This window comes from Leifsonia sp. C5G2, assembly GCF_013359685.1.
In the GTDB taxonomy this organism is placed as follows: Bacteria; Actinomycetota; Actinomycetes; order Actinomycetales; family Microbacteriaceae; genus Leifsonia.
In genome coordinates, this window is sequence record NZ_JABFMV010000007.1 from 130,128 (window position 1) to 150,438 (window position 20,311).

A 20,311-nucleotide genomic window follows, 5' to 3' on the forward strand; every position below is an offset into this window, starting at 1 on the left:
ACCTGCTCTAAGAAGACGGCGTCCTCGGCAGTTCATGACGTCACCTGCTGATGCTCCTTGCGGGCGCGGAAGGCGATCATGTTGACCCGGTTGCCGCAGCGGACGCTGCAGAAGCGCTTCGATCCGTTCCGGGAGAGGTCGAGCACGAGGCCGGTGCAGTCGTCGGCCGCGCAGACGCGCAGCCGGCCGGTCTCGCCGGAGCGGATCACGTCGACCAGGGCGAGCGCGATCTCGACCCGGATGCGCTCGGCGAGCGGGGCATCCTGTGCGGTCGCGTGCAGGTGCCAGTCGAAGCCGTCGTGGCGCATGAGGTACGGGAGGGCGTGCGCCTCGGCCAGCATGGCGTTCACCTCGAGGGCGGCCTCGTCGCGGTCGAGCGACCAGACGCGCATGATGCGCTCCCGGGTCGCGCGCACCTCCCGCAGCTCGGCCTCGTCGCCGTCGACGCGCCCCGAGTAGCGGTTCTCGGTCAGCAGCGCGGACAACTGCTCCGTGGTGGCGAGCTCGTCCGCGCCGCTCCTGGTCGCGCCGGGGTCGGTGTCGCAGAGGGCCACGGCGAACTCCAATGCATCCACTGTGTCAGGGGCAAAATGCAAGTTGACTCCTTACCTGCGACAATACTAGCGTCAGGACCATCATCCCACTCGACCCTGACAGGTGACCCTCATGTCGCACCGCCCGACCTCCCTCGGTCTGCTCATCGCGCTGCTCGCGGCGGCGACGTTCGGGATGTCGGGCGCGTTCATCAAACCGCTGCTGGAGAGCGGCTGGTCGCCGGTGGCGGCAGTCACCGTCCGGGCGGCGGTCGGCGGGCTCGTGCTGCTCCCGTTCGCGCTCGTGTCGGTGCGCGGCCGGTGGGACGCGGTGTGGCGCGGCCGCTGGCGGCTGCTCGGGATGGCGCTGGTCGGGGTCGCCGGAACCCAGGTTCTGTACTTCGCGGCGATCCAGCGCATCCCGGTCTCGACGGGCATCCTCGTCGAGTACCTCGCGCCGGTCCTGCTCGTCGCCGTGACCTGGGCGCTCAGCCGCCGCGCTCCGCACGCCGTGGTGCTCGCCGGCTCGGCGGTCGCCGTCGCGGGCCTCGTGCTCGTCGTCTCTCCGGGCGGTGCCGGAGCGCTCGACCCGTTCGGACTGCTGCTCGCGGTCGTCGCCATGGTCGGGTGCGCCGCCTTCTACGTGATCGCGGCGCGGCCCAGCGACGGGCTTCCGCCGGTCGCCCTCGCCTCCGGCGGCCTGCTGATCGGAGCGTTGGCGCTGGCCGCGGTCGGCGCGACCGGCCTGCTGCCCGTCACTGTGAGCTTCGCCGACGTCGACCTGTTCGGCCGGCCGACGGCGTGGTGGGTGCCGATCGCCGTGGTCGGGGTGCTCGCCACGGCGGTCGCGTACGCCTCCAGCATCACGGCGACGGAGCTGCTCGGGTCGCGCCTGGCGTCGTTCGTGGGACTCCTGGAGGTCGTCGCGGCGACCCTCTATGCCTGGCTGCTCCTCGGCGAGAAGCTCAGCCCGCTGCAGCTTCTGGGCGGCCTGCTCATCCTCGCCGGCATCGCCCTGGTCCGCGCCGACCGCACCCCGGTCCCGGTCGCGTCCGTCCCGACCCCCGTCGCCGCATCGAGGGGACGCAACACGCCGTGACGGCGGCCCGTCATACGGCGTGTCGGGTCCCCTGGTTCGGGCGAGTGGACCGCGCGGTCCCCTTGCCGCGCGCGGCGGACGCGGGGATGGTGGATCCATGGCACCGCACCCCGACGACGAGGACAAATCCACGATCGACGTCAGGCTGACCGGCATCCGCGACCCCAAGGACCCGGACGGCCTCCTGATCGTCGAGCAGGACGCCGACCGTCCGGACCCTGCGCGCTACGGCGCGCCCGAGACGGACACGCTGGAGCGCGAGCGCGCGTACGTCGCCCGCCTGGGCGACGACGGGTCGGCCGACGACCTCCCGCGGGTGCCGCGGAAGCGGGGAGTCACCGGCCTCGGGTGAGAATGGGCGGATGGCCCTCCCCGCGACTGAGCGCATCGTCCCCGTATCGGTGAACCGCATCGAGCTGGAGGCCGCTGTCGCCTTCGGGACGCTGCGGCGCGCCTTCGAGGCGGAGGTGCCCCCGCTGGATGTCGCCCACGTGCGGGAGCTGCTCTCGTCGGGCGCGGACTGGCGGCGGCTGACGCTGGAGGCGGCCGGGCCCGGCATCCACCGGTTCGTCCGCTTCTGGACCGACCACCCGACGCCGGTCATGCGCGTGGGCGGAGCCGACATCCCGAGCGCCGTCTACCTGATCGGCGACTACGCGACGGCGGCCCGGATGTTCCGCCACGACCCGGGCACGCTCCTCTACACGCCGCTGCGGGTCGAGCTGCACGCGTCGCGCTCCGGCGGCACCGTGCTGAGCGTCGACCAGCCGAGCAGCCGCCTCGGCAGCTTCGGCAACAACAAGGTCACCCAGGCGGGTTTCGAGCTCGACCGGATGCTCGGCGACCTGCTGGAGGAGCTCGGCCTGCCGAGGCCGAGCGTACTGCGGAGGTGAGAGCCGACCGGATGCGCCGTCCGCTCCAGCGGACATCGACCGGCCCAGCGGCTTCCCGCCCTGCTAGTGTTCGGCCGTGACCATGCAGCCCCTCCCGCAGCCCGGCCCGACGCTGGTTCACGTCGGCAACGTGACGGCGAACGACGCCTGGGTCGTCACCCCGGCAGGCACCTGGCCGATCGCCGACGTCAACGTGACGACCGTGGACCCGACGACGACCACGACGCACACGCCGGCATGGGCGATCGTGATGGTGGTCGTCTTCATCTGGTTCTTCCTGCTCAGCCTGCTGTTCCTGCTGGCGCGCGAGGTGAGGGTCGGCGGCTTCGTCGCCATCCACATCTCCGCTCGCAACGGGCAGACCTACACCGAGCAGGTGCCGGTCTACAGCGCCCAGCAACGCGCCGACGTGTTCGCCCGCGCCGGCTACCTGCAGGCCCTCATCGGGCACGCCAGAGCCATCCGAGGCTGACGGCGCAACCCCCTCCGCCACGTCGGAGGCGCGGCGTACTGTCGCCCGCATGAGCGACAGCGACATCACGAACGACGCAGGCGACGACGTGCTCGGCGCCCGCGGCGAGGACGACACCAACCCCGCGAGCAAGGACCCCTCGGAATGGGTCACCGGCGACGAGCCCATGACCTCCTCCCAGCGCAGCTACCTCGACACGCTCGCCCGCGAGGCCGGCGAGGAGCTCCCCGGCGACCTCACCAAGGCGCAGGCGTCGGAGCACATCGACCGGCTGCAGCAGAAGACCGGCCGCGGCCAGGGCTGACCAACGAGTGGACGCGACACGCCGCGTCGGCGCGCCGCGCTGCGGCGTGTCGCGTCCACTCGATCAGGCGCGGGAGGCCGGCACCGCATCGCGGAGGAAGTCGGCCATCCACGCGGCGCTGCGTTTCGGCGTTCGCCGCTGCGTCCGGTAGTCGACGTGCACGAGGCCGAAGCGGCGGGAGTAGCCGAACGCCCACTCCCAGTTGTCGATGAGCGACCAGATGAAGTAGCCGCCGAGAGGGAGGCCTGAGTCGATCGCGTCCCGGGCCGCCTCGAGATGCGCCTCCAGGTACTCGGTGCGGGCTCCGTCGTCGATCCGGCCGTCCGCGTCGACCCGGTCGGGATAGGCGGCACCGTTCTCCGTGATGTAGAGCGGCAGGGACGGGGCGAGCGCGTTGGCCTGGCGCAGCACGTCCACCATGCCGTCGGGGTGGACCTCCCAGCTCATCTGCGTGACCGGCGCCCCGGTCCGGACGAACCGCACGTGCTCGCTGCCCGGGTAGGCGCTCGCCGGTGCGTCCTTCGCCGGCGTGGAGCCGGAGGCGACCGTATGCCGGCTGTAGTAGTTGACGCCGAGGAAGTCGATCGGCGCCGAGATGAGGCGCAGGTCGTCGTCGGTGGCGTGCTCGGCGAACCACTCCGTCTCGCCGAGGTCGTCGAGCACGTCGGCCGGGTAGGAGCCCGTGAGCAGCGGCTCCAGGAACAGGCGGTTGGTGAGTCCGTCGATGCGCCGGGCGGCATCGGCGTCGGCCGTGGAGTCGCCCGCCGGCTGGACCGAGTAGAGGTTGAGCGTCGTCCCCACGCGGGCCGTCGGCACCGTCGCCCGCAGCGCCTCCAGCGCGTGGCCGTGGCCGAGCAGCAGGTGGTGCGCGGCGTGCGCGGCGCGGGAGCCCACGGCGCGGCCCGGCGCATGCACACCGCTCGCATACCCCAGGAACGCGGAGCACCACGGCTCGTTGAGCGTGATCCAGTCGGTCACCAGGTCGCCGAGCGCATCGGAGACCTGCTCGGCGTAGTCGGCGAACCGTCGCGCCGTGTCGCGCTGCAGCCAGCCGCCGCCGTCCTCCAGAGCCTGGGGCAGATCCCAGTGGTACAGGGTCGCCCAGGGGGTGATGCCACGGTCGCGCAGGCCGCCGGCCAGCCGGCGGTAGAAGTCGATGCCCGCCCGGTTGGGCGCACCCTTGCCGTCGGGCTGGATGCGCGGCCACGCGATCGAGAACCGGTAGGCGTCGAAGCCGAGGTCGCCCATGAGCGCGACGTCCTCGGCGTAGCGGTGGTAGTGGTCGTCGGCCACGTCGGCGGTGCTGCCGTCGGCGATGGCCCCGGGGACGCGCGCGAACGCATCCCAGATGCTCTCGCCGCGCCCGTCCTCGTGGGTGGCCCCCTCGATCTGGTACGCGGCCGTCGCGGTCCCGAGCACGAAGTCGTCGGGGAGGTCGCTTCTGCGCATGGTGGCTGCTCCTTGGATCCGGCGAGCAGACCGCCGTCGAGCTGCTTCCCCTCGCGAGAGTACCCGGTGCCGTCGCCGCGCGTTCCTCTGAGCCCTCTCAGCCGTTCCCGACGGTCACCCAGCGCGGCCGCCCGGGCCTCAGCGATCCTGGAGGGATGCGCAATACCGTCCCCGCCGTCACCGCCCTGTTCTGGGTGACCAAGCTGCTGACGACGGCCATGGGCGAGACCGCATCCGACTTCCTGGTGAAGACCATCGACCCGTTCGTGGCGGTCGGCGGCGCCTTCGTCGTCTTCGCCGCGGCCCTCGGGCTGCAGTTCGCCGTGCGCCGCTACATCCCGTGGGTGTACTGGACGGCGGTGCTCATGGTGGCGGTGTTCGGCACGATGGTGGCGGATGTCCTCCACGTCGAGCTCGGCATCCCGTACCTCGTCTCCACGGTCGTGTTCGCCGTGGCGCTCGCCGCCGTGTTCGTGGTCTGGTTCGCGACCCAGCGGACCTTGTCGGTGCATCGCATCGACACCCCGGCGCGGTCGGTCTTCTACTGGTGCGCCGTGCTCGCCACCTTCGCCCTGGGCACGGCGCTGGGCGACCTGACGGCGACCACGTTCGGCCTCGGCTACTTCTCGTCGGCGCTCGTGTTCGGGGTGCTGTTCGCGCTGCCGGGGATCGCCTACCGCTGGTGGGGTCTCGGCGCCACGGCCTCGTTCTGGACCGCATACGTGATGACGCGCCCGTTCGGCGCCTCGATCGCGGACGGGCTCGCGGTCTCGCACGCCCGCGGCGGCCTGGCCCTCGGCACGGGACCGGTCAGCCTCGTCCTGTTCGCCGCGATCGTCGTGTGCGTCGCGCTGCTGAGCCGTCGCCCGCAGCCGTCATGGGAACGCCAGCAGCGCCCGCTCGGCGACGCGCTGGAGTGACGCCCGGCTCGCACCTGGCGTCGTGCCGCCCGACGACTCGTGACGAATCGCGGCGCTTCGTGACGAACAGCGGCGATTCGGCACGAATCGCGGAGCGGGGCGAGCGTCAGAACTCGGTGTGGCCGAGGCGCGGCTCCGGGACGAACGCGGCGACGGCCTCGGCGGCCGACTCCAGTTCGAGCACGATGAGTTCGTTGCGGCCGGCCCGGACGACGCCGCGGGGGACGAACAGCGTCTCCTGCGGTCCGCGCGTCCAGTAGCGGCCGAGGTTGAAGCCGTTGATCCAGGCGACGCCCTTGCCCCATCCCGTCGTGTCGAGGAAGAGGGCGGCGGGCTCGTCGAGGTCGAACGCGGTGCGGGCGAAGACAGGGCCGGCGAGCCGCTCCGGCGCATCGGCACCCGACGCGGTCGCCGCATCCAGCACGTCCCGCACGGGGCCGAGGTCGGCGAGTTCGAGTGGGAGGGCGCTCCAGCGCCGCAGCTCCTCGCCGTTCAGCTGCACCGGGCCGATCAGGCCCTTCGGCTCGCCGATGCGGGGGCCGTAGTCGACGCGGCCCTGGTCCTCGACGAGCACGGTCAGCGTGCCGCGGCTGGGGGAGAGGGAGATGGCCGAGTCGTGGTGGTCGCGGGCGAGCACTCCGATGCGCCGGCCGTCGACCGAGACGTAGGCGCGGTCGCGCACCTCGCCGAACTCCAGCACCGCGGGTTCGGCGGTGTCGATCTCGGTGCGGTAGACGCCGAATCCGGAGAAGTGGCCGAGCTCGTCGAAGGAGGGGAGGGCGTCGGAGTGGGTCCAGTCGCCCAGGCGGTCGGCGACCGACCAGAGAGGCGCGACGGCGTCGAACGGCACCGAGAAGGCGGGCGCGGCCGCTGCGGCGACGGTCTCGTACTCCGGCACGGGCGCGTGCTTCGCGATCACGTCGCGGAACGCCCAGAACTTCTCGGTCGGCTCTCCCGCCTCGTCCAGCGGGGCGTCGTAGTCGTAGCTGGTGACGATCGGCTGGTACACGCCCTTGTCGTTCGCGCCGTTCGTGAAGCCGAAGTTGGTCCCGCCGTGGAACATGTAGAGGTTCACCGAGGCCCCGAGCGCCAGGAGCTCGTCGAGCTCTCTCGCCGACTCCGCAACCGGTGTGGTGTGGTGGTGGCCGCCCCAGCTGTCGAACCAGCCGTCCCAGAACTCCGAGCACATCAGCGGCCCGGTGGGCTGGTGCCGGCGCAGGGTCGCCAGACGCTCGCGCGAGCGTGACCCGAAGGATGCGGTCTTGAGCAGCCCGGGCAGCGACCCGTTCTCGAGCATGTCGTCCTGCGGCTGGTCGACGGTGGTCAGCGGGACGCCGATCCCCGCCTCCCGGATCACGTCCACGAGCTGCTGCAGGTACTCCTTGTCGTCGCCGTACGCGCCGTACTCGTTCTCCACCTGCACCAGCAGCACCGGGCCGCCCTCGGTGACCTGGAGCGGCCGCACGATGTCGAGCACGTTGCGCAGGTAGCGGGTCAGCGCGGCGACGAAGACCGGCTCCGAGCGGCGGATGCCGACGGTCGGGTCGGTGAACAGCCACGCGGGCAGGCCGCCGTTGTCCCACTCCGCGCAGATGTAGGGGCCCGGGCGCACGATGGCGCGCATCCCCTCGTCGGCCACCGTGCGCAGGAAACGGCCGAGGTCGAGCGCGCCGTCCGCGCGCCACTCGCCCTCGCGGGGCTCGTGCGCGTTCCACGGAACGTACGTCTCGATCGTGTTCAGCCCCATCAGGCGCGCCTTGTGGATGCGGTCCGCCCAGTCGTCCGGGTGCACCCGGAAGTAGTGGATGGCGCCCGACAGGATGCGGAACGGCTCGCCGTCGAGGACGAACTCGTCTCCCGCGATCTCGAAGGTGGTCATGGTTCTCCTGGTGGGGTCGATGGGGCGGCCGGCCGCGGCAGAGCGCGACCGGCCGTCGGTGGGGCTACTTTCCGGTGACGGTGAAGCCCTGCTGGTTGCCGTACTCGACCAGCGCCTTCTGCCAGGCCTGCAGGCCGGGGTTGAGGCTGGAGTTCGACGTGTAGGACTGGCCGACGGTGTCGCCGTAGATGCTGTTCGCGTAGACCTGGAACGGCAGGTACTGCCAGCCGGTCTTCACGTTCTTGGCGCCGTCCACCAGCACCTCGTTGATCTTCTGGCCGCCGAAGTAGTCGGGGGCGGTGGCGAGGAAGTCGGAGGAGTTCAGATCCTTCGTCGTCGACGGGAAGCCGCCGGACTTGAGGAAGACCGTGATGCTGTCCTCGTCGTTGTTGAGCCACTTGAGGAAGCCGGCCGCGAGCGCCTGGTTCTTGCTCTGCTTCAGCACGACCTGGCCGCCGCCGCCGTTCTCGGCGTTGGCGGGCGTCCCGTCGTAGGTCGGGATCGGCGCGACGCGCCACTGGCCCGCGCCGTCCTTCACGGACGACTCGAGCACGCCCGGCATCCACGCGCCGGTGACGAGGGTGGCGATGGAGCCGTTGCCCAGCGCCTTGAACCAGTCGTCGCTCCAGCCGGGGACGGTGGAGAGCAGCTTGCCCTCGACCAGCTTGTCCCAGGTGGCGGTCCACTTCTTGGTGCCCTCGTCCTGCAGGTTGATCGACACCTTGGTGCCGTCCACCGAGAACGGGTGGCCCCCGGCCTGCCAGATCATCGAGGTGGTGAAGCCGGAGTCGCCGGAGTCGCTCGTGATGTAGGCGTTGGGGTCGGCCGCGTGCAGCTTCTGAGCGGCGGCGACGTACTCGTCCCACGTCTTCGGGACCTCGATGCCGTACTTGTCGAAGAGCGTCTTGTTGTAGAACATCGCCATGGGGCCGGAGTCCTGCGGGAGGCCGACGAGCTTGCCGCCGACGTTGACCGAACCCCAGGGGCCGGGGGTGTAGTCGTCCTTGAGCTTGTCGAAGCCGTACTGCTTCAGGTCGACCAGCGAGTCCGACAGCGCGAACTGCGGGATGGCGTAGTACTCGACCTGGGCCACGTCCGGCGCGCCCGATCCCGCCTTGATGGCGTTCTGCAGCTTGGTGTACTCGGTGGTGTTGGTGCCGGCGTTCACCAGTTTGACCTTCACCTTCGGGTACTTCTTCTCGAACGCGGCGACCTGCGCCTCGGCCGACGGCGTCCACGACCAGTAGGTGATGGTGCCGCCCTGCTTGAGGGCCTGGTCGATGTCGGAGGCGCTGCCGCCGCCGGAGGAGCTGCCGCCGGAGCAGGCGGCGAGGGTCGCGGCGGCGACCGTGCCGATCACCGCGGCGGTGACGGCCCGGACGATGCGCCGGGACGTGAGGTTGCGCTTCATGAGGCTTCCTTTCACTTCTTCGTGGAATGGGATTGCGTGGGGGGAGTGCAGTTCACTGCTTGACGCTTCCGGCGGCCAGACCCGACTGCCAGTAGCGCTGGAGCACCAGGAACGCCGCCACGATCGGGACGATCGTGATGAGGGATCCGGTGATCACGAGGTTGAAGATCGGCTGGGCGCCGACCCCCGTCGCCTGCGCGCTCCACTGGCTGAGGCCGACCGTGAGGGGGTACCAGGTCGGATCGCTCAGCATGATGAGCGGCAGGAAGTAGTTGTTCCAGGTGGCGACGATCGCGAACAGCGCGACCGTGACGATGCCCGGTGCGAGCAGCCGGAGCGAGATGGTGAAGAACGTGCGGAACTCGCCCGCGCCGTCCATTCGTGCCGCCTCGAGCAGCTCGGCCGGCACGGCCTCGGTCGCGTAGGTCCAGATCAGGTACAGACCGAACGGGCTGATCAGCGAGGGCAGGATGATCGCCCACGGCGTGTTGGTGAGCCCGGCCTGGCTGAACATGAGGAACGTCGGCACCGCCAGCGCGGTGCCGGGCACGGCGATCGCGCCCAGCACGACCGCGAATACTGCCCGCTTGCCCGGGAAGTCGTACTTCGCCAGCCCGTAGCCCGCCACCGTGGCGAGCAGGGTCGCGCCGCCCGCCCCGACGACGACGTACAGCAGCGTGTTGCCGAGCCACTGCACGAAGATGCCGCCGCGGTAGGTGAACAGCTGCGCGATGTTCTGGAACAGGTCGAAGTCCTTGCCGAACCACAGGCCGAACGTCGAGTACAGGTCGGGCTGGCTCTTGGTCGCGTTGACCACCAGCCAGATCAGCGGGACGAACGAGTAGATGACGAACAGCACCATCACGGCCGTCAGCACCGGGGACTTCCGGATGCGGCGGCCCGAGGCGGCGCCGGCGCGGTTCCGGGCGGCGGCGCGCGAGGGGGCCTTGCGGGTGCGGCCGCGCTCGGCCGGGCTCTCGGTGAGCGTGCTCATCGGCGGGCCTCCTTCGGGGTGCCGCGCAGCTGCACGACGTAGGCGATGACCGCCGTGAGCACGCCCATCACGATGGCGACGGTCGCGGCGTAGTTGAACTGCTGCCCGGCGAACGAGAGGTTGTAGGCGTACATGTTCGGGGTGAAGTAGCTGCTGATCGCGTTCGGCGCCAGCTGCTTGAGCAGGTTCGGCTCGTTGAACAGCTGGAAGCTGCCGATGATCGAGAAGATCGTCGCGATGACCAGCGCGCCGCGGATCGCCGGCAGCTTGATGCTGAACACCGTGCGGAACGCGCCCGCGCCGTCGATCTCCGCCGCCTCGTACAGCTCGCCGGGGATGACGCGGAGCGCCGCGTAGAAGATGAGCATGTTGTAGCCCATGAACTCCCACGTGACGATGTTGCCGATGGAGGCGAGCACCCAGGGGCCGCTGAGCGGCTGGAGTCCCGTGCCGAGCAGGTGGTTGAGGCTCGCGGTCAGGCCGAACTGGTCGCCGTAGATGAACCCCCAGATCAGGGCGGCGACGACCCCCGGGACCGCGTAGGGCAGGAACAGCGCGATGCGGAAGAACCCGGCACCGTGCAGGCGGGCACTGTCGAGAGCGAGGGCGGCGACGAGCGAGAGCACGAGCATGATCGGCACCTGCACGACCAGGAAGATCGCGACCCGGCCGAGCGAGGCCCAGAACTTGTCGTCCTGGAAGACGGCGAGGTAGTTGCCGAGGCCGACGAAGGCGTTGCCGCCGATGAGCTGCTGGCGGAAGAGGCTGAGGTAGAGGGCGTACACCACCGGCGCGATGATCATCGCCGCGAAGACGACCATGAACGGTGCGACGAAGGCCCAGCCTCGCCAGTCGCGGCGGGTGCGGCGCCCGGTCGGGCGGCGGCCGGGGCCGGTCGTGGTGCCGGCCCGCGAGAGGGACGTCGTTGTCATGTGTTTCCCGAGTTCGGATTCGGTTGACGATGTTTACGTCAACATGGTGCCGGCTACTCTAGCATGTTGACGTCAACACGACGCAAGGTCGTTTTGCAGACGAGATGTGGAGATCATGACCGAGCCCCTCGCAGACACCCCGTCCGCCCGCGCGGCGACGCGGAAGCGCGGCCCCTCCCTCGGCGACGTCGCGGCGCACGCCGGGGTGTCGACGCAGACGGTCTCCCGCGTCGCGAACGGCCTCACCAACGTGGAGGACTCCACCCGGCAGCGGGTGCTCGCATCCATGCAGGAGCTCGGCTACCGGCCCAATCGCGCGGCGCGGGCGCTCCGCTCCGGGCGGTTCCGGAACATCGGCGTCGTCATGTTCACGCTCTCCTCATACGGCAACATGCGCACGCTGGACGCGATCGCCGTCTCCGCGGCGAAGGCCGGCTACTCGATCACCGTCGTGCCGGTGGAGCGCCCCACCCAGCAGGACGTGAGCGTCGCGCTGGGCCGCCTGGTGGAGCAGTCGGTCGACGGCATCATCGTCGTCATCGAGGCGCACATCATCGACCGCGGTGATGTCGAACTGCCCGCGGGCCTCTCGGTTGTCGTCGTCGACTCCACCGAGCGCTCCGACTACCCCCAGGTGGACACCGACCAGGCCGAGGGCGCGCGGCAGGCCACACAGCACCTCCTCGACCTCGGCCACCGCACGGTGTGGCACATCGCGGGGCCGGCGGAGTCGTACTCGGCCGGGCGCCGCCAGGCGTCGTGGCGACGGACGCTGGAGGAGGCGGGCGCGCCCGTGCCGGACGTCCTGCCCGGCGACTGGTCGACCGGCGCGGGCTACCGTCACGGGCTGGAGATCGCGTCGCATCCCGAGATCACGGCCGTCTTCGCCGCCAACGACCAGATGGCGCTCGGCGTGCTGCGCGCGCTGCACGAGGCCGGCCGCCGGGTGCCGGAGGACGTCAGCGTGGTCGGCTTCGACGACATGGCCGAGTCGGACTCCTTCTGGCCGCCGCTCACCACAGTCCACCAGGAGTTCGAGGCCATCGGCCGCCGCGCCGTCGAGCTACTGCTCGCCGAGATCGAGTCGCGCCCGGAGCCCGTGCGCTCGTCCGTCATGGCCACCCGCCTCGTGGTCCGCGCGAGCACGGCGCCGCCGCCGGCCCGCTAGGCCGCGGCTGCGCTTCTGCGGGGAATTCATCCGGCCTCCGTCGGAGTTTCGGCCGATCCGCCTACGGATCTCCGACGGGCGTCAGCCCAGCAGGAGATTCGAACGTTCGATCGCTCACCAGGCTCGACTACCGGCGCAACAGAAAAGCCCCCGCCGGAGCAGGGGCTTCTCGTACTGTCTCAACCAGTTCTGTGTCTGAACGACAGTGCGCCACGAGGGATTCGAACCCCCAACCTTCTGATCCGTAGTCAGATGCTCTATCCGTTGAGCTAGTGGCGCATGGCCCGCAAGCAGGCCGGATACGAGCTTACATGACCGCATCCAAGACCGCCAATTGGCGGCGGAGCGCGACCTGGCGGTACGAGGTCTCGATCAGTTCGCGTGTCTCCGACCAGTCCGCGGCCGATCGGTCGAGGTCGATGGCCAGCCAGCCGCTCGGTCCCCAGTACTTCGGGACGAACACACGCGGGTCCTCGCGCCAGGCCGGGGCCTCGGCCGGGTCGGGCTTGAACACCAGGGTGTCGGAGCGGTCCATCGTCGCTCCGAGCACGGCGAACGCGCGGCCCTTCTCGCCGGCTTTCCAGGAGGGCCGGCCGTGGTTGAGCGTCTCGACCGCCTCGGGGAGTGCGAGGGCGAGGGCGCGGCTGCGGGAGACCAGGGCGTCCCCGTCGTCGAACAGCAGCGGGTGCTCCATCAGCTGAAGACCTCGTCGAGGAAGCACGCCATCGCCCGCCAGCTGCGCGCGTCCGCCGCCGGACGATACCGGTCGGTGCCCGGGATGGTGAACGCGTGCGGGGCGCCGGAGTACGTCGTCACCTGCCAGTCGACGTGGGGCGCAGCGCGGAGCTCCTCTTCGAAGGCGACCACGGCCTCGTCCGGCACCACCGGGTCCGACCCGCCGGTCAGCACCAGCAGCGACGCCGCGATCTGGGCGGCGTCAGACGGGTCGTGGGCGATCAGGCCGCCGTGGAAGGAGACCACGCCGCGCGCGGGCGCCCCGGTGCGGGCGAACTCCAGCGCCGCGGTGCCGCCGAAACAGTATCCGATCACCGCGAGCCGCGCCGGGTCGACCGCGGGATGCTGCTGCAGCCAGCTGAAGCCCGCTGCGACGCGGGAGCGCAGCAGCAGGAGGTCACGGTAGTACTTGCCCGCCTCCGCGGGTGCCTCGTCGCCGGCCGGCCGGACCCCGGCGCCGTACAGGTCGGCGGCGAAGGCCACGTACCCGCTCCGCGCGAGCATCTGGGCGCGCATCCGGACGTTGTCGCCGACGCCGTGCCAGTCGTGCAGCACCAGCACCGCCGGCTTGCGCTCATCGGCGGAGGCGTCGCGGGCGAGGTAGCCCTCCAGCGGCGTCCCTTCGTGCTCGTAGGGCACCGTCTCGGCTTCGATGACCGAGCGTTCGCCGATGGGCACCTGTTCGAGAAGCGCCTGGAAGGCGGGGGCGAGTGCGGGCGACGGGCTGTCGAACGTCACGGGTGGGGCTCCAGGGTCGTCACGTCGCACGGTCGGCGGGTGCCGCCGGCGGCCGGGTCTGCTGTGACGATGGTCGCGGATGCGCGCGGGATCCGACGGGTGCGGGTCGGGATCCCACGGGCCACAGCCTACCCCCGTTCCTTCCCGGCGCCACGGACGTACGATGGGCGCATGGCCACCGAGTTCAGCGATCAGACGGATGCCGCCCGCTACGCGATGCACGTCGACGGCGAGCTCGTCGGCGTGCTCGACTACCGCATCCTGGGCGACTCCATCTCCCTGACCAGGGCCTTCACCGTGCCCCACCACCGCGGCAAGGGCTACGCCGCCCAACTGGTCGAGTACGCGGTCGACGACATCGAGAAGACCGGGTCGCGGCACATCGTTCCGATGTGCTGGTACGTGGCGGACTGGTTCGAGGCGCACCCCGAGCGCTCCGCCCTTCTGCAGCGTCGCGCGGGCTGACGGCCGGATGTCGGCGAAGGACGGACGCGACCCCTCGCGCCTCGTGGCGCGCGTGTCGCGGTTCGGCGACGCCGGGGCGATGGTGCTGGCACGCGAGGCGGTGCGGCCTCCGCGCGGCACGGAGGTGGTCGTGCGCGTCACCCACGCGTCGCTCGGTGCGACCGACCTGCTCGCGCGCCGCGGCGGGTACGCGCTGCAGCCGGCGCCGGGGTTTGTGACCGGCTACGACTTCGTCGGGGAGCTGGTCACCGAGTCGGCCGTGTCCGTCGCGCTGGGCCTGCGCGAAGGAGCGCGCGTCGCGGGCGTGCTGCCGCGGATGGGCGCCCACACCAGCTTCCTCACGCTCCCGGCCACGCTGCTGGTCGCCGTGCCCGACGGGCTCGACCCCGCATCCGCCGCGGTCCTGCCGCTGGACGGGATCACCGCCGCGCGCGCGCTTCAGCTGGCCGGCGATGCCCGCCGGGTCCTGGTGCAGGGGGCCTCGGGGGCGGTCGGGATGCTGGCGGCGCAGCTCGCGCAGCAGCAGAGCCGTACCGTCGTCGGGACCGCCTCTCCGCGCAGCCGCGTCGTCGTCGCCGGCCTCGGCATCCCGCTGGTCGACCACCGCGACGCCGACTGGCCCGCGCTGGTCCGCGAGGCGGCGGGCGGCGCGATGGATGCGGCGGTCGACCACACCGGATCGCCACGCGTCCGCGAAACGCTCAGGGAGGGCGGCGTCCTCGTCCACACCGCCTTCGCCGGTCGCGCGGGCTACGAGCGCGCCGACACGCTGCGCGGCGGTGCCGCCGCCGCCGTCAGCCGGACCGACAAGGTCTGCAGTGCGCCCCTCTACGTCGCCACGCGCCGGGCCGAGTACCGCCGCGTCCTCGCGGGCCTGCTCGCGTCCGCCGCTTCGGGATCGCTCCGGCTCGCCGAGCCCGCGCCGATCCCCCTCACCGAGGTGTGGGATGCGCACCGCGCCGCGGAGGGGGCTGTGCCCGGGCACAAGATCGTGCTCACCATGCGCTGACCCTGCGGCCGGCCCGAGGGGCCCGGCCGGCCGCAGGAGTCGCGGACGGTGGCGCGTGGCCGCACCGCCTAGAAGGCGAACATCTGGCCGAGGATCACCACCGCGATGATGAACAGCACCACGATCGTGGCGATGACGATGACGGCACGGCTGGAGAGCCTGGCGATGCCGAAGCCGACGAGGAACGGCAGGGCGATGCAGCCGAGGGCCAGCACCCACCAGAAGGCTGCGTACCCGGCCGCGGAGGCCGACTCCAGCCGGCCGCCGAACAGCTTCTGGGTGGTCGGATGCGTCGCGAACGCGATGCACGCCGACAGCGGGTAGGCGATGAGCACCGCGGTGATGAGCCCCGCGAACGCGCCCCACAGCCCGCGCTTCTCACCGAGCTGGAGCGTCTCTTCGCGGTGCGGCCCCTGCCTGCTCTTCGTGCTCATGGCGCACAGCATAGCCACGGCCCGCTCCTCGCGGGTATGCAGTGGATCCGCAGGGTGGCCGGCGATCAGAAGTCGTCGGGGGAGCCGATGACGACCGGAACGCACTCCGAGAACCGGTAGTGGATGATGTCGGGCCAGAGGCGGGAATCGCACAGGTCGAACACATCCACCACCGCCGCTCCGCCGATGTGAGAGGGGAGGCGCAGCTCGAACGGCGGCTCGCTGGTGCGCTCGAACTCGATCTCGAACGCGATGTCGTCACGTTCGAGCACGGCGACCACGGTCTCCACGCCGACCTCCTCCGAACTGCCTGCGGTGTCCCTGCCAGGGGTACGCCTTCCTGCGCGGGAGACAACCCCTCGTGGCCGCCGGATAGCGATCGAGGCACTCGGTTCACCTGGCGCCACACCGGATTCACCGGCGTCGGGGGTTACGCGATGTCGAAGCTGCTCGGCACCGTGCGCAAGAAGATGCTGACCGAGGGCGTGCCGCCGGTGCTGGAGGAGTACCACCGGGCGCGGCAGCGGCCGGCGAGCTGACGGGGCGAACCGCGCGCCTGCACCGGGGACGTCGAGCGGATACGGTGGGCGCATGTCGCGCATCCACGACGTCGCCCGCGAATCGTTCGGCTGGGAGGAGCTCCGCCCGCACCTGGCCGAGGCGATGGAGGTGCTGCTCGCCGGCGGCGACGTGCTCGCCGTCATGCCCACCGGCTACGGCAAGTCGTCGCTGTACCAGGTCACCGGCACGATCCTCGGCGGCGTCACCATCGTCGTCTCGCCGCTGATCTCGCTGCAGGAGGACCAGGTGCGCGCGCTCGCCGAGGCGAAGGGCGTGCGGCCGGCGGTCGCCATCAACTCGTCCGCGGGCCGGCGCGAGCGGGAGCGGGACTGGGAGGCGCTGGAGTCCGGCGAGGCCGGGTTCGCGTTCCTCGCGCCGGAGCAGCTGGCCAACCCGGAGGTGCGGGAGCGGCTGCGCGGCATCCACGTCTCGCTCTTCGCGGTGGACGAAGCGCACTGCGTCTCGTCGTGGGGTCACGACTTCCGCCCCGACTACCTGGTGCTGGGCGACGTCATCGAGGAGCTCGGCCACCCGCCGGTCGTCGCCATGACGGCGACGGGAGCGCCGCCGGTCCGCGCCGAGATCGGCGAGCGGCTCGGGATGCGCGGGGCGCGGCTCTTCGCGACCGGATTCGACCGGCCCAACCTGCGGCTGGAGGTGGTGCGCCACGAGGAGGACTCGGACAAGCGGACCGCCGTCGTCGAGCAGGTCAGGAAGCTCGACGGCTCCGGCCTCGTCTACGTGGCCACCCGGAAGGACGCCGAGCTGTACGCCGACGAACTGAACGGGCACGGCATCCCGGCCGCCGCGTACCACGCGGGCCTCAAGCGCGCAGACCGCGACGACGTCTACGAGCGCTTCATGGACGACCGCGCCAGGGTCGTGGCGGCGACGAGCGCGTTCGGCATGGGCATCGACAAGCACGATGTGCGCTTCGTCGTGCACGCGTCGGTCACGGACTCCCTCGACAGTTACTACCAGGAGGCGGGACGCGCGGGACGCGACGGCGAGCCGGCGGTGGTGACCCTCCACTACCGGTCGGAGGACTTCGCTCTGACGAAGTTCTTCTCGGGCGGCGGACCCGACATCGACGAGCTCGCCAGCGTGTTCGGCGCGGTCGCCCATCAGCCCGGAATCGACCGAGCGGGACTCGCGGAGGCGACCGGGATCAGCGTTCGCTCTCTCGGACGGCTGCTCGGTCTGCTGCGCGATGCCGGCGTGCTCTCCGGCGCCGACGACGATCTCCGGGCGGCGGGCCAGAAGCCCCAGGATGCTGCCGAACGCGCAGTCGCGGAGGCCGAGTCGCGGCAGCGCATCGAGCGCTCGCGCGCGCAACTGATGCAGGAATATGCCGAGACGGGAATGTGCCGCAGGCAGTTCATGCTCGGCTACTTCGGCGAGGAGCTGCCGGAGCCCTGCGGGAACTGCGACACGTGCTCTTCCGGGAGCGCGTACCGCTGGGCGGAGGAGCATGACGCGGGAATCGAGGAGGACTTCCCGCTCGCAGCGAGGGTCAACCACGAGACCTGGGGAGCGGGCGTCGTGATGCACACCGAGGCCGACCGGCTCACCGTGTTCTTCGACGAGGCGGGCTACAAGGTGCTGTCACTGGCCGCGGTCAAGGAGGGCGGCTTGCTGGAGGTGCTCGGCCCGGCCGCGTGAGCGCGGGTCGGCCGGCCTGCGGCTCCGCGGACCCGGGGTCGTCCGCGCGGCCCGCATCATGACCGCACCCCGTGCATCGTCCTCATAGGCGGAGGAGCGGCGCGAACGGGCGCCGCCTCCTCCCGGGTGGTGCGGCGGACGGGTACGGGAGTTCGACCGCCGCATCATCCCCTCGATCTGCGGGTCGCATCGGGCGGGGGCCGTTTCGCCCGGCGGCTCCACCCCCTATGCTGTTCCGGGGGAAAGGGGAGTCCGATGGGCGCCATCGCTGTGCACGAGTTCGTCTCACTCGACGGCGTGTTCGAGGATCCGAGCTGGACGGCACCGTACGGGTTCGATCCCGAGATGGGGGACGACATCGGGCGCATCACGCGCGCGTCGGACGCCATCCTGCTGGGTCGGCGCACGTTCGAGATGTTCGCGCCCGCATGGTCCCAGCGGACCGCCGCGGACGACCCCGGAGCCCCGTTCTTCAACGACAGCCCGAAGGCGGTCGTCAGCGGGACGCTCGACGACGACGCCGCGGAGAGCACGTGGCGCAACTCCCGCTCCCTCGGCGCGTACGACGCCGAGCGCATCCGGGAGGTCGCCGACGGGTTCAGCGGCGGTGTCTACGTCAGCGGCTCCGGCTCGCTCGTGCGGGCACTGCTCGCCGACGGCCTGGTCGACGCGCTCCACCTGTTCGTCTACCCCGAGGTCCGCGGGACGGGCGCCCGCCTGTTCCCCGAGGGCACCGCACCCGCGAAGCTGCGGCTGCGCCACCAGTACGCCTACGACAACGGCGTACTCCACCTCCAGTACGCCAGCGCCTGATCCACCAGAATTGAGGCCGCTCCGCGTCCTCAATCGGCGTTAGCGTCGGTGGTGCCCTGCAGAATCGCATCGGCACCGAACACAGCACACACACCCGGGAATAAAAGTGACACTTCTTCGTCTCTCGCTCCGCTTCGTGCGCCCGTACTGGCGCGCGGTGACCGCGGTCGTGATCCTGCAACTGATCGCGACCATGGCCGCCCTCTACCTGCCCACCCTCAACGCCGAGATCATCGACAAGGGCGTCATCAAGGGCGACACCGACTTCATCTGGCGCACCGGCGGCATGATGCTGATCGTGTGCTTCGTCCAGGTGATCGCCGCGGTGGCCGCGACCTACTTCGGCGCCCGCGCGTCCATGTCCGCCGGCAAGGACATCCGGCGCAGCTTCTACCGCAAGGTGGACGCGCTGCCGTCGCTCGACCTCGCCCGCTGGGGGATGCCGACGCTGATCACGCGCAACACCAACGACGTCCAGCAGGTGCAGATGCTGCTGCTGATGACGTTCAACTTCATGGTGTCCACGCCGATCATGTGCATCGCCGGCATCATCTTCGCGGTCCGCGTCGACGCCGGGCTGTCGTGGCTGATCTGGGTGTCGGTCGCGGTGCTGTTCGTCGTCGTCGGCATCCTCGTCTCGCTGCTGCTGCCGATGTTCCGTGTCATGCAGGAGCGCATCGACGGTGTCAACGGCGTCATCCGGGAACAGGTCGTCGGCATCCGGGTCATCCGCGCGTTCGTCCGCGAGAAGTTCGAGACGAAGCGCTACGACGACGCCAACGCGGCGCTGACCCGCATCTCGGTCAAGGTCGGCAACGTGTTCGTGCTGATGTTCCCGGTCATCATGCTCATCCTCAACGTCGCCACGGTCGCGGTGCTCTGGTTCGGCGGCCACCGGGTGGACGAGGGCGACATCCAGATCGGTGCGCTCACCGCGTTCCTGCAGTACCTGCTGCAGATCCTCGTCGCGGTCATGATGGGCGTGTTCATGGCCATGATGATTCCGCGCGCGATGGTCTGCGCGGAGCGCATCCAGGAGGTGCTCGGCGCCGTTCCCAGCTCTCGCCAGGCCGGCGAGGGCGCGTCCGCGGTCCCGGCCGACGGCCGGGTGGAGGTCGACGACGTCACGTTCGGCTACCCGGGGGCGGAGAAGCCGGTGCTCAGCGGGGTCTCGTTCACGGCGGAGCCGGGAGAGGTGACGGCGATCGTCGGCTCGACCGGGTCGGGTAAGACCACGCTCGTGTCGGTGATCGCGAACCTGTTCACGCCGCAGAACGGGCACGTCCGCATCGGGGGCGTGCCGGTCGACGGCCTCAGCCGTCAGCAGATCGCGGGAGTTCTCGGCCTCGTGCCGCAGCGTCCGTACCTCTTCTCCGGCACGATCGCGACCAACCTCCGCTTCGGCCGGCCCGACGCGACCGACGAGGAGCTGTGGGAGGCGCTGCGCGTCGCCCAGGCGGAGGACTTCGTCCGCGCCAAGGAGCACGGTCTCGACGAGCGCATCGCGCAGGGCGGCACGAACGTGTCCGGAGGCCAGCGGCAGCGCCTCTGCATCGCCCGGGCGCTGGTCGCCCGCCCGAAGGTGTTCCTGTTCGACGACTCGTTCTCGGCGCTCGACGTCGCGACCGACGCGCGGCTGAGACGCGCCCTGGCCGACTCCACCGGCGACGCGGCCGTGATCGTGGTCGCGCAGCGCGTGTCCACGATCCGCGAGGCCGACACGATCATCGTGATGGATGACGGACGCATCGTCGGCCGGGGGACCCACGACGAACTGCTGGAGACCAACGAGACGTACCGCCAGATCGTCGAGTCCCAGCTGAGCCTGGAGGTGGCCTGA

At 70.9% G+C, this 20,311-nt stretch carries 22 protein-coding genes and 1 tRNA gene; 12 read left to right on the forward strand and 11 right to left on the reverse strand.

What is annotated here, in order from left to right; genetic code table 11:
* Positions 1–32 precede the first annotated feature (32 nt).
* Positions 33–566, reverse strand: a complete 534-nt coding sequence (locus HNO83_RS11170) for a CGNR zinc finger domain-containing protein (RefSeq protein ID WP_249776672.1) — start codon at positions 564–566, stop codon at positions 33–35.
* A 100-nt stretch (positions 567–666) separates the two neighbouring features.
* Here HNO83_RS11170 and HNO83_RS11175 point away from each other — a divergent pair, with 100 nt between their 5' ends.
* The 5 genes from HNO83_RS11175 to HNO83_RS11195 all read left to right on the forward strand — a co-directional run bounded on the left by HNO83_RS11175 (position 667) and on the right by HNO83_RS11195 (position 3,301).
* Positions 667–1,632 (forward strand): DMT family transporter, encoded by a 966-nt coding sequence (locus HNO83_RS11175; RefSeq protein WP_175337598.1) that lies wholly within the window; start codon positions 667–669, stop codon positions 1,630–1,632.
* Between the two features lie 97 nt (positions 1,633–1,729).
* Positions 1,730–1,984 (forward strand): hypothetical protein, encoded by a 255-nt coding sequence (locus HNO83_RS11180; RefSeq protein WP_175337599.1) that lies wholly within the window; start codon positions 1,730–1,732, stop codon positions 1,982–1,984.
* A 10-nt stretch (positions 1,985–1,994) separates the two neighbouring features.
* Positions 1,995–2,525 (forward strand): hypothetical protein, encoded by a 531-nt coding sequence (locus tag HNO83_RS11185; protein ID WP_175337600.1) that lies wholly within the window; start codon positions 1,995–1,997, stop codon positions 2,523–2,525.
* A gap of 76 nt (positions 2,526–2,601) precedes the next feature.
* On the forward strand, positions 2,602–2,997 hold the full coding sequence (locus HNO83_RS11190) for a hypothetical protein (protein WP_175337601.1): 396 nt from the start codon (positions 2,602–2,604) through the stop codon (positions 2,995–2,997).
* A 49-nt stretch (positions 2,998–3,046) separates the two neighbouring features.
* On the forward strand, positions 3,047–3,301 hold the full coding sequence (locus HNO83_RS11195; RefSeq protein ID WP_175337602.1) for a DUF3072 domain-containing protein: 255 nt from the start codon (positions 3,047–3,049) through the stop codon (positions 3,299–3,301).
* A 63-nt stretch (positions 3,302–3,364) separates the two neighbouring features.
* Here HNO83_RS11195 and HNO83_RS11200 read toward each other — a convergent pair whose 3' ends face one another.
* Entirely contained in the window at positions 3,365–4,750 is a 1,386-nt protein-coding gene (locus HNO83_RS11200) for a GH1 family beta-glucosidase (RefSeq protein WP_175337603.1), read from the reverse strand.
* A gap of 155 nt (positions 4,751–4,905) precedes the next feature.
* On the opposite strand from HNO83_RS11200, the gene HNO83_RS11205 reads away from it, so the two are divergent.
* Positions 4,906–5,670 carry a COG4705 family protein gene (locus tag HNO83_RS11205; protein ID WP_175337604.1) on the forward strand — a complete coding sequence of 255 codons (765 nt, stop codon included), beginning with the start codon at positions 4,906–4,908 and terminating at the stop codon, positions 5,668–5,670.
* A gap of 106 nt (positions 5,671–5,776) precedes the next feature.
* Here the strand turns inward: HNO83_RS11205 and HNO83_RS11210 are convergent, their stop codons facing one another.
* The 4 genes from HNO83_RS11210 to HNO83_RS11225 form a co-directional block, all read right to left on the reverse strand.
* Positions 5,777–7,549: a glycoside hydrolase family 35 protein gene (locus HNO83_RS11210; protein WP_175337605.1), complete on the reverse strand. Its 1,773-nt coding sequence runs from the start codon at positions 7,547–7,549 to the stop codon at positions 5,777–5,779.
* A gap of 64 nt (positions 7,550–7,613) precedes the next feature.
* On the reverse strand, positions 7,614–8,960 hold the full coding sequence (locus HNO83_RS11215) for an ABC transporter substrate-binding protein (RefSeq protein WP_175337606.1): 1,347 nt from the start codon (positions 8,958–8,960) through the stop codon (positions 7,614–7,616).
* A gap of 52 nt (positions 8,961–9,012) precedes the next feature.
* Positions 9,013–9,954: a carbohydrate ABC transporter permease gene (locus HNO83_RS11220; protein ID WP_175337607.1), complete on the reverse strand. Its 942-nt coding sequence runs from the start codon at positions 9,952–9,954 to the stop codon at positions 9,013–9,015.
* Positions 9,951–10,886, reverse strand: a complete 936-nt coding sequence (locus tag HNO83_RS11225; RefSeq protein WP_175337608.1) for a carbohydrate ABC transporter permease — start codon at positions 10,884–10,886, stop codon at positions 9,951–9,953. The genes HNO83_RS11220 and HNO83_RS11225 overlap by 4 nt, the downstream gene beginning before the upstream one ends.
* 115 nt (positions 10,887–11,001) lie before the next feature.
* Here HNO83_RS11225 and HNO83_RS11230 point away from each other — a divergent pair, with 115 nt between their 5' ends.
* Positions 11,002–12,054: a LacI family DNA-binding transcriptional regulator gene (locus HNO83_RS11230; protein WP_175337609.1), complete on the forward strand. Its 1,053-nt coding sequence runs from the start codon at positions 11,002–11,004 to the stop codon at positions 12,052–12,054.
* Between the two features lie 206 nt (positions 12,055–12,260).
* On the opposite strand, the gene HNO83_RS11235 is transcribed toward HNO83_RS11230, so the two are convergent.
* The 3 genes from HNO83_RS11235 to HNO83_RS11245 all read right to left on the reverse strand — a co-directional run bounded on the left by HNO83_RS11235 (position 12,261) and on the right by HNO83_RS11245 (position 13,527).
* A tRNA-Arg gene (locus tag HNO83_RS11235) sits at positions 12,261–12,333 on the reverse strand.
* A gap of 28 nt (positions 12,334–12,361) precedes the next feature.
* Positions 12,362–12,748: an MmcQ/YjbR family DNA-binding protein gene (locus HNO83_RS11240; RefSeq protein ID WP_175337610.1), complete on the reverse strand. Its 387-nt coding sequence runs from the start codon at positions 12,746–12,748 to the stop codon at positions 12,362–12,364.
* Positions 12,748–13,527 (reverse strand): dienelactone hydrolase family protein, encoded by a 780-nt coding sequence (locus tag HNO83_RS11245; RefSeq protein ID WP_175337611.1) that lies wholly within the window; start codon positions 13,525–13,527, stop codon positions 12,748–12,750. The genes HNO83_RS11240 and HNO83_RS11245 overlap by 1 nt, the downstream gene beginning before the upstream one ends.
* Positions 13,528–13,698: 171 nt before the next feature.
* On the opposite strand from HNO83_RS11245, the gene HNO83_RS11250 reads away from it, so the two are divergent.
* Positions 13,699–13,992 (forward strand): GNAT family N-acetyltransferase, encoded by a 294-nt coding sequence (locus tag HNO83_RS11250; protein ID WP_175337612.1) that lies wholly within the window; start codon positions 13,699–13,701, stop codon positions 13,990–13,992.
* Positions 13,993–13,999: 7 nt separating this feature from the next.
* Positions 14,000–15,001, forward strand: coding sequence for an alcohol dehydrogenase catalytic domain-containing protein (locus HNO83_RS11255; RefSeq protein ID WP_249776673.1), 1,002 nt, complete (start codon positions 14,000–14,002; stop codon positions 14,999–15,001).
* 68 nt (positions 15,002–15,069) lie between these two features.
* Here HNO83_RS11255 and HNO83_RS11260 read toward each other — a convergent pair whose 3' ends face one another.
* Together HNO83_RS11260 and HNO83_RS11265 are read right to left on the reverse strand one after the other, a co-directional pair.
* On the reverse strand, positions 15,070–15,435 hold the full coding sequence (locus HNO83_RS11260) for a hypothetical protein (protein ID WP_175337613.1): 366 nt from the start codon (positions 15,433–15,435) through the stop codon (positions 15,070–15,072).
* 65 nt (positions 15,436–15,500) lie between these two features.
* Entirely contained in the window at positions 15,501–15,725 is a 225-nt protein-coding gene (locus HNO83_RS11265) for a hypothetical protein (RefSeq protein WP_175337614.1), read from the reverse strand.
* A gap of 301 nt (positions 15,726–16,026) precedes the next feature.
* Between HNO83_RS11265 and HNO83_RS11275 the strand changes: the two genes are divergently transcribed.
* The 3 genes from HNO83_RS11275 to HNO83_RS11285 all read left to right on the forward strand — a co-directional run bounded on the left by HNO83_RS11275 (position 16,027) and on the right by HNO83_RS11285 (position 20,311).
* Positions 16,027–17,658 carry a RecQ family ATP-dependent DNA helicase gene (locus tag HNO83_RS11275; protein WP_175337615.1) on the forward strand — a complete coding sequence of 544 codons (1,632 nt, stop codon included), beginning with the start codon at positions 16,027–16,029 and terminating at the stop codon, positions 17,656–17,658.
* A 255-nt stretch (positions 17,659–17,913) separates the two neighbouring features.
* The gene (locus HNO83_RS11280) at positions 17,914–18,471 is read left to right on the forward strand and encodes a dihydrofolate reductase family protein (RefSeq protein WP_175337616.1); all 558 of its coding nucleotides are present in this window, start codon (positions 17,914–17,916) and stop codon (positions 18,469–18,471) included.
* A gap of 106 nt (positions 18,472–18,577) precedes the next feature.
* Positions 18,578–20,311, forward strand: coding sequence for an ABC transporter ATP-binding protein (locus HNO83_RS11285; RefSeq protein ID WP_175337617.1), 1,734 nt, complete (start codon positions 18,578–18,580; stop codon positions 20,309–20,311).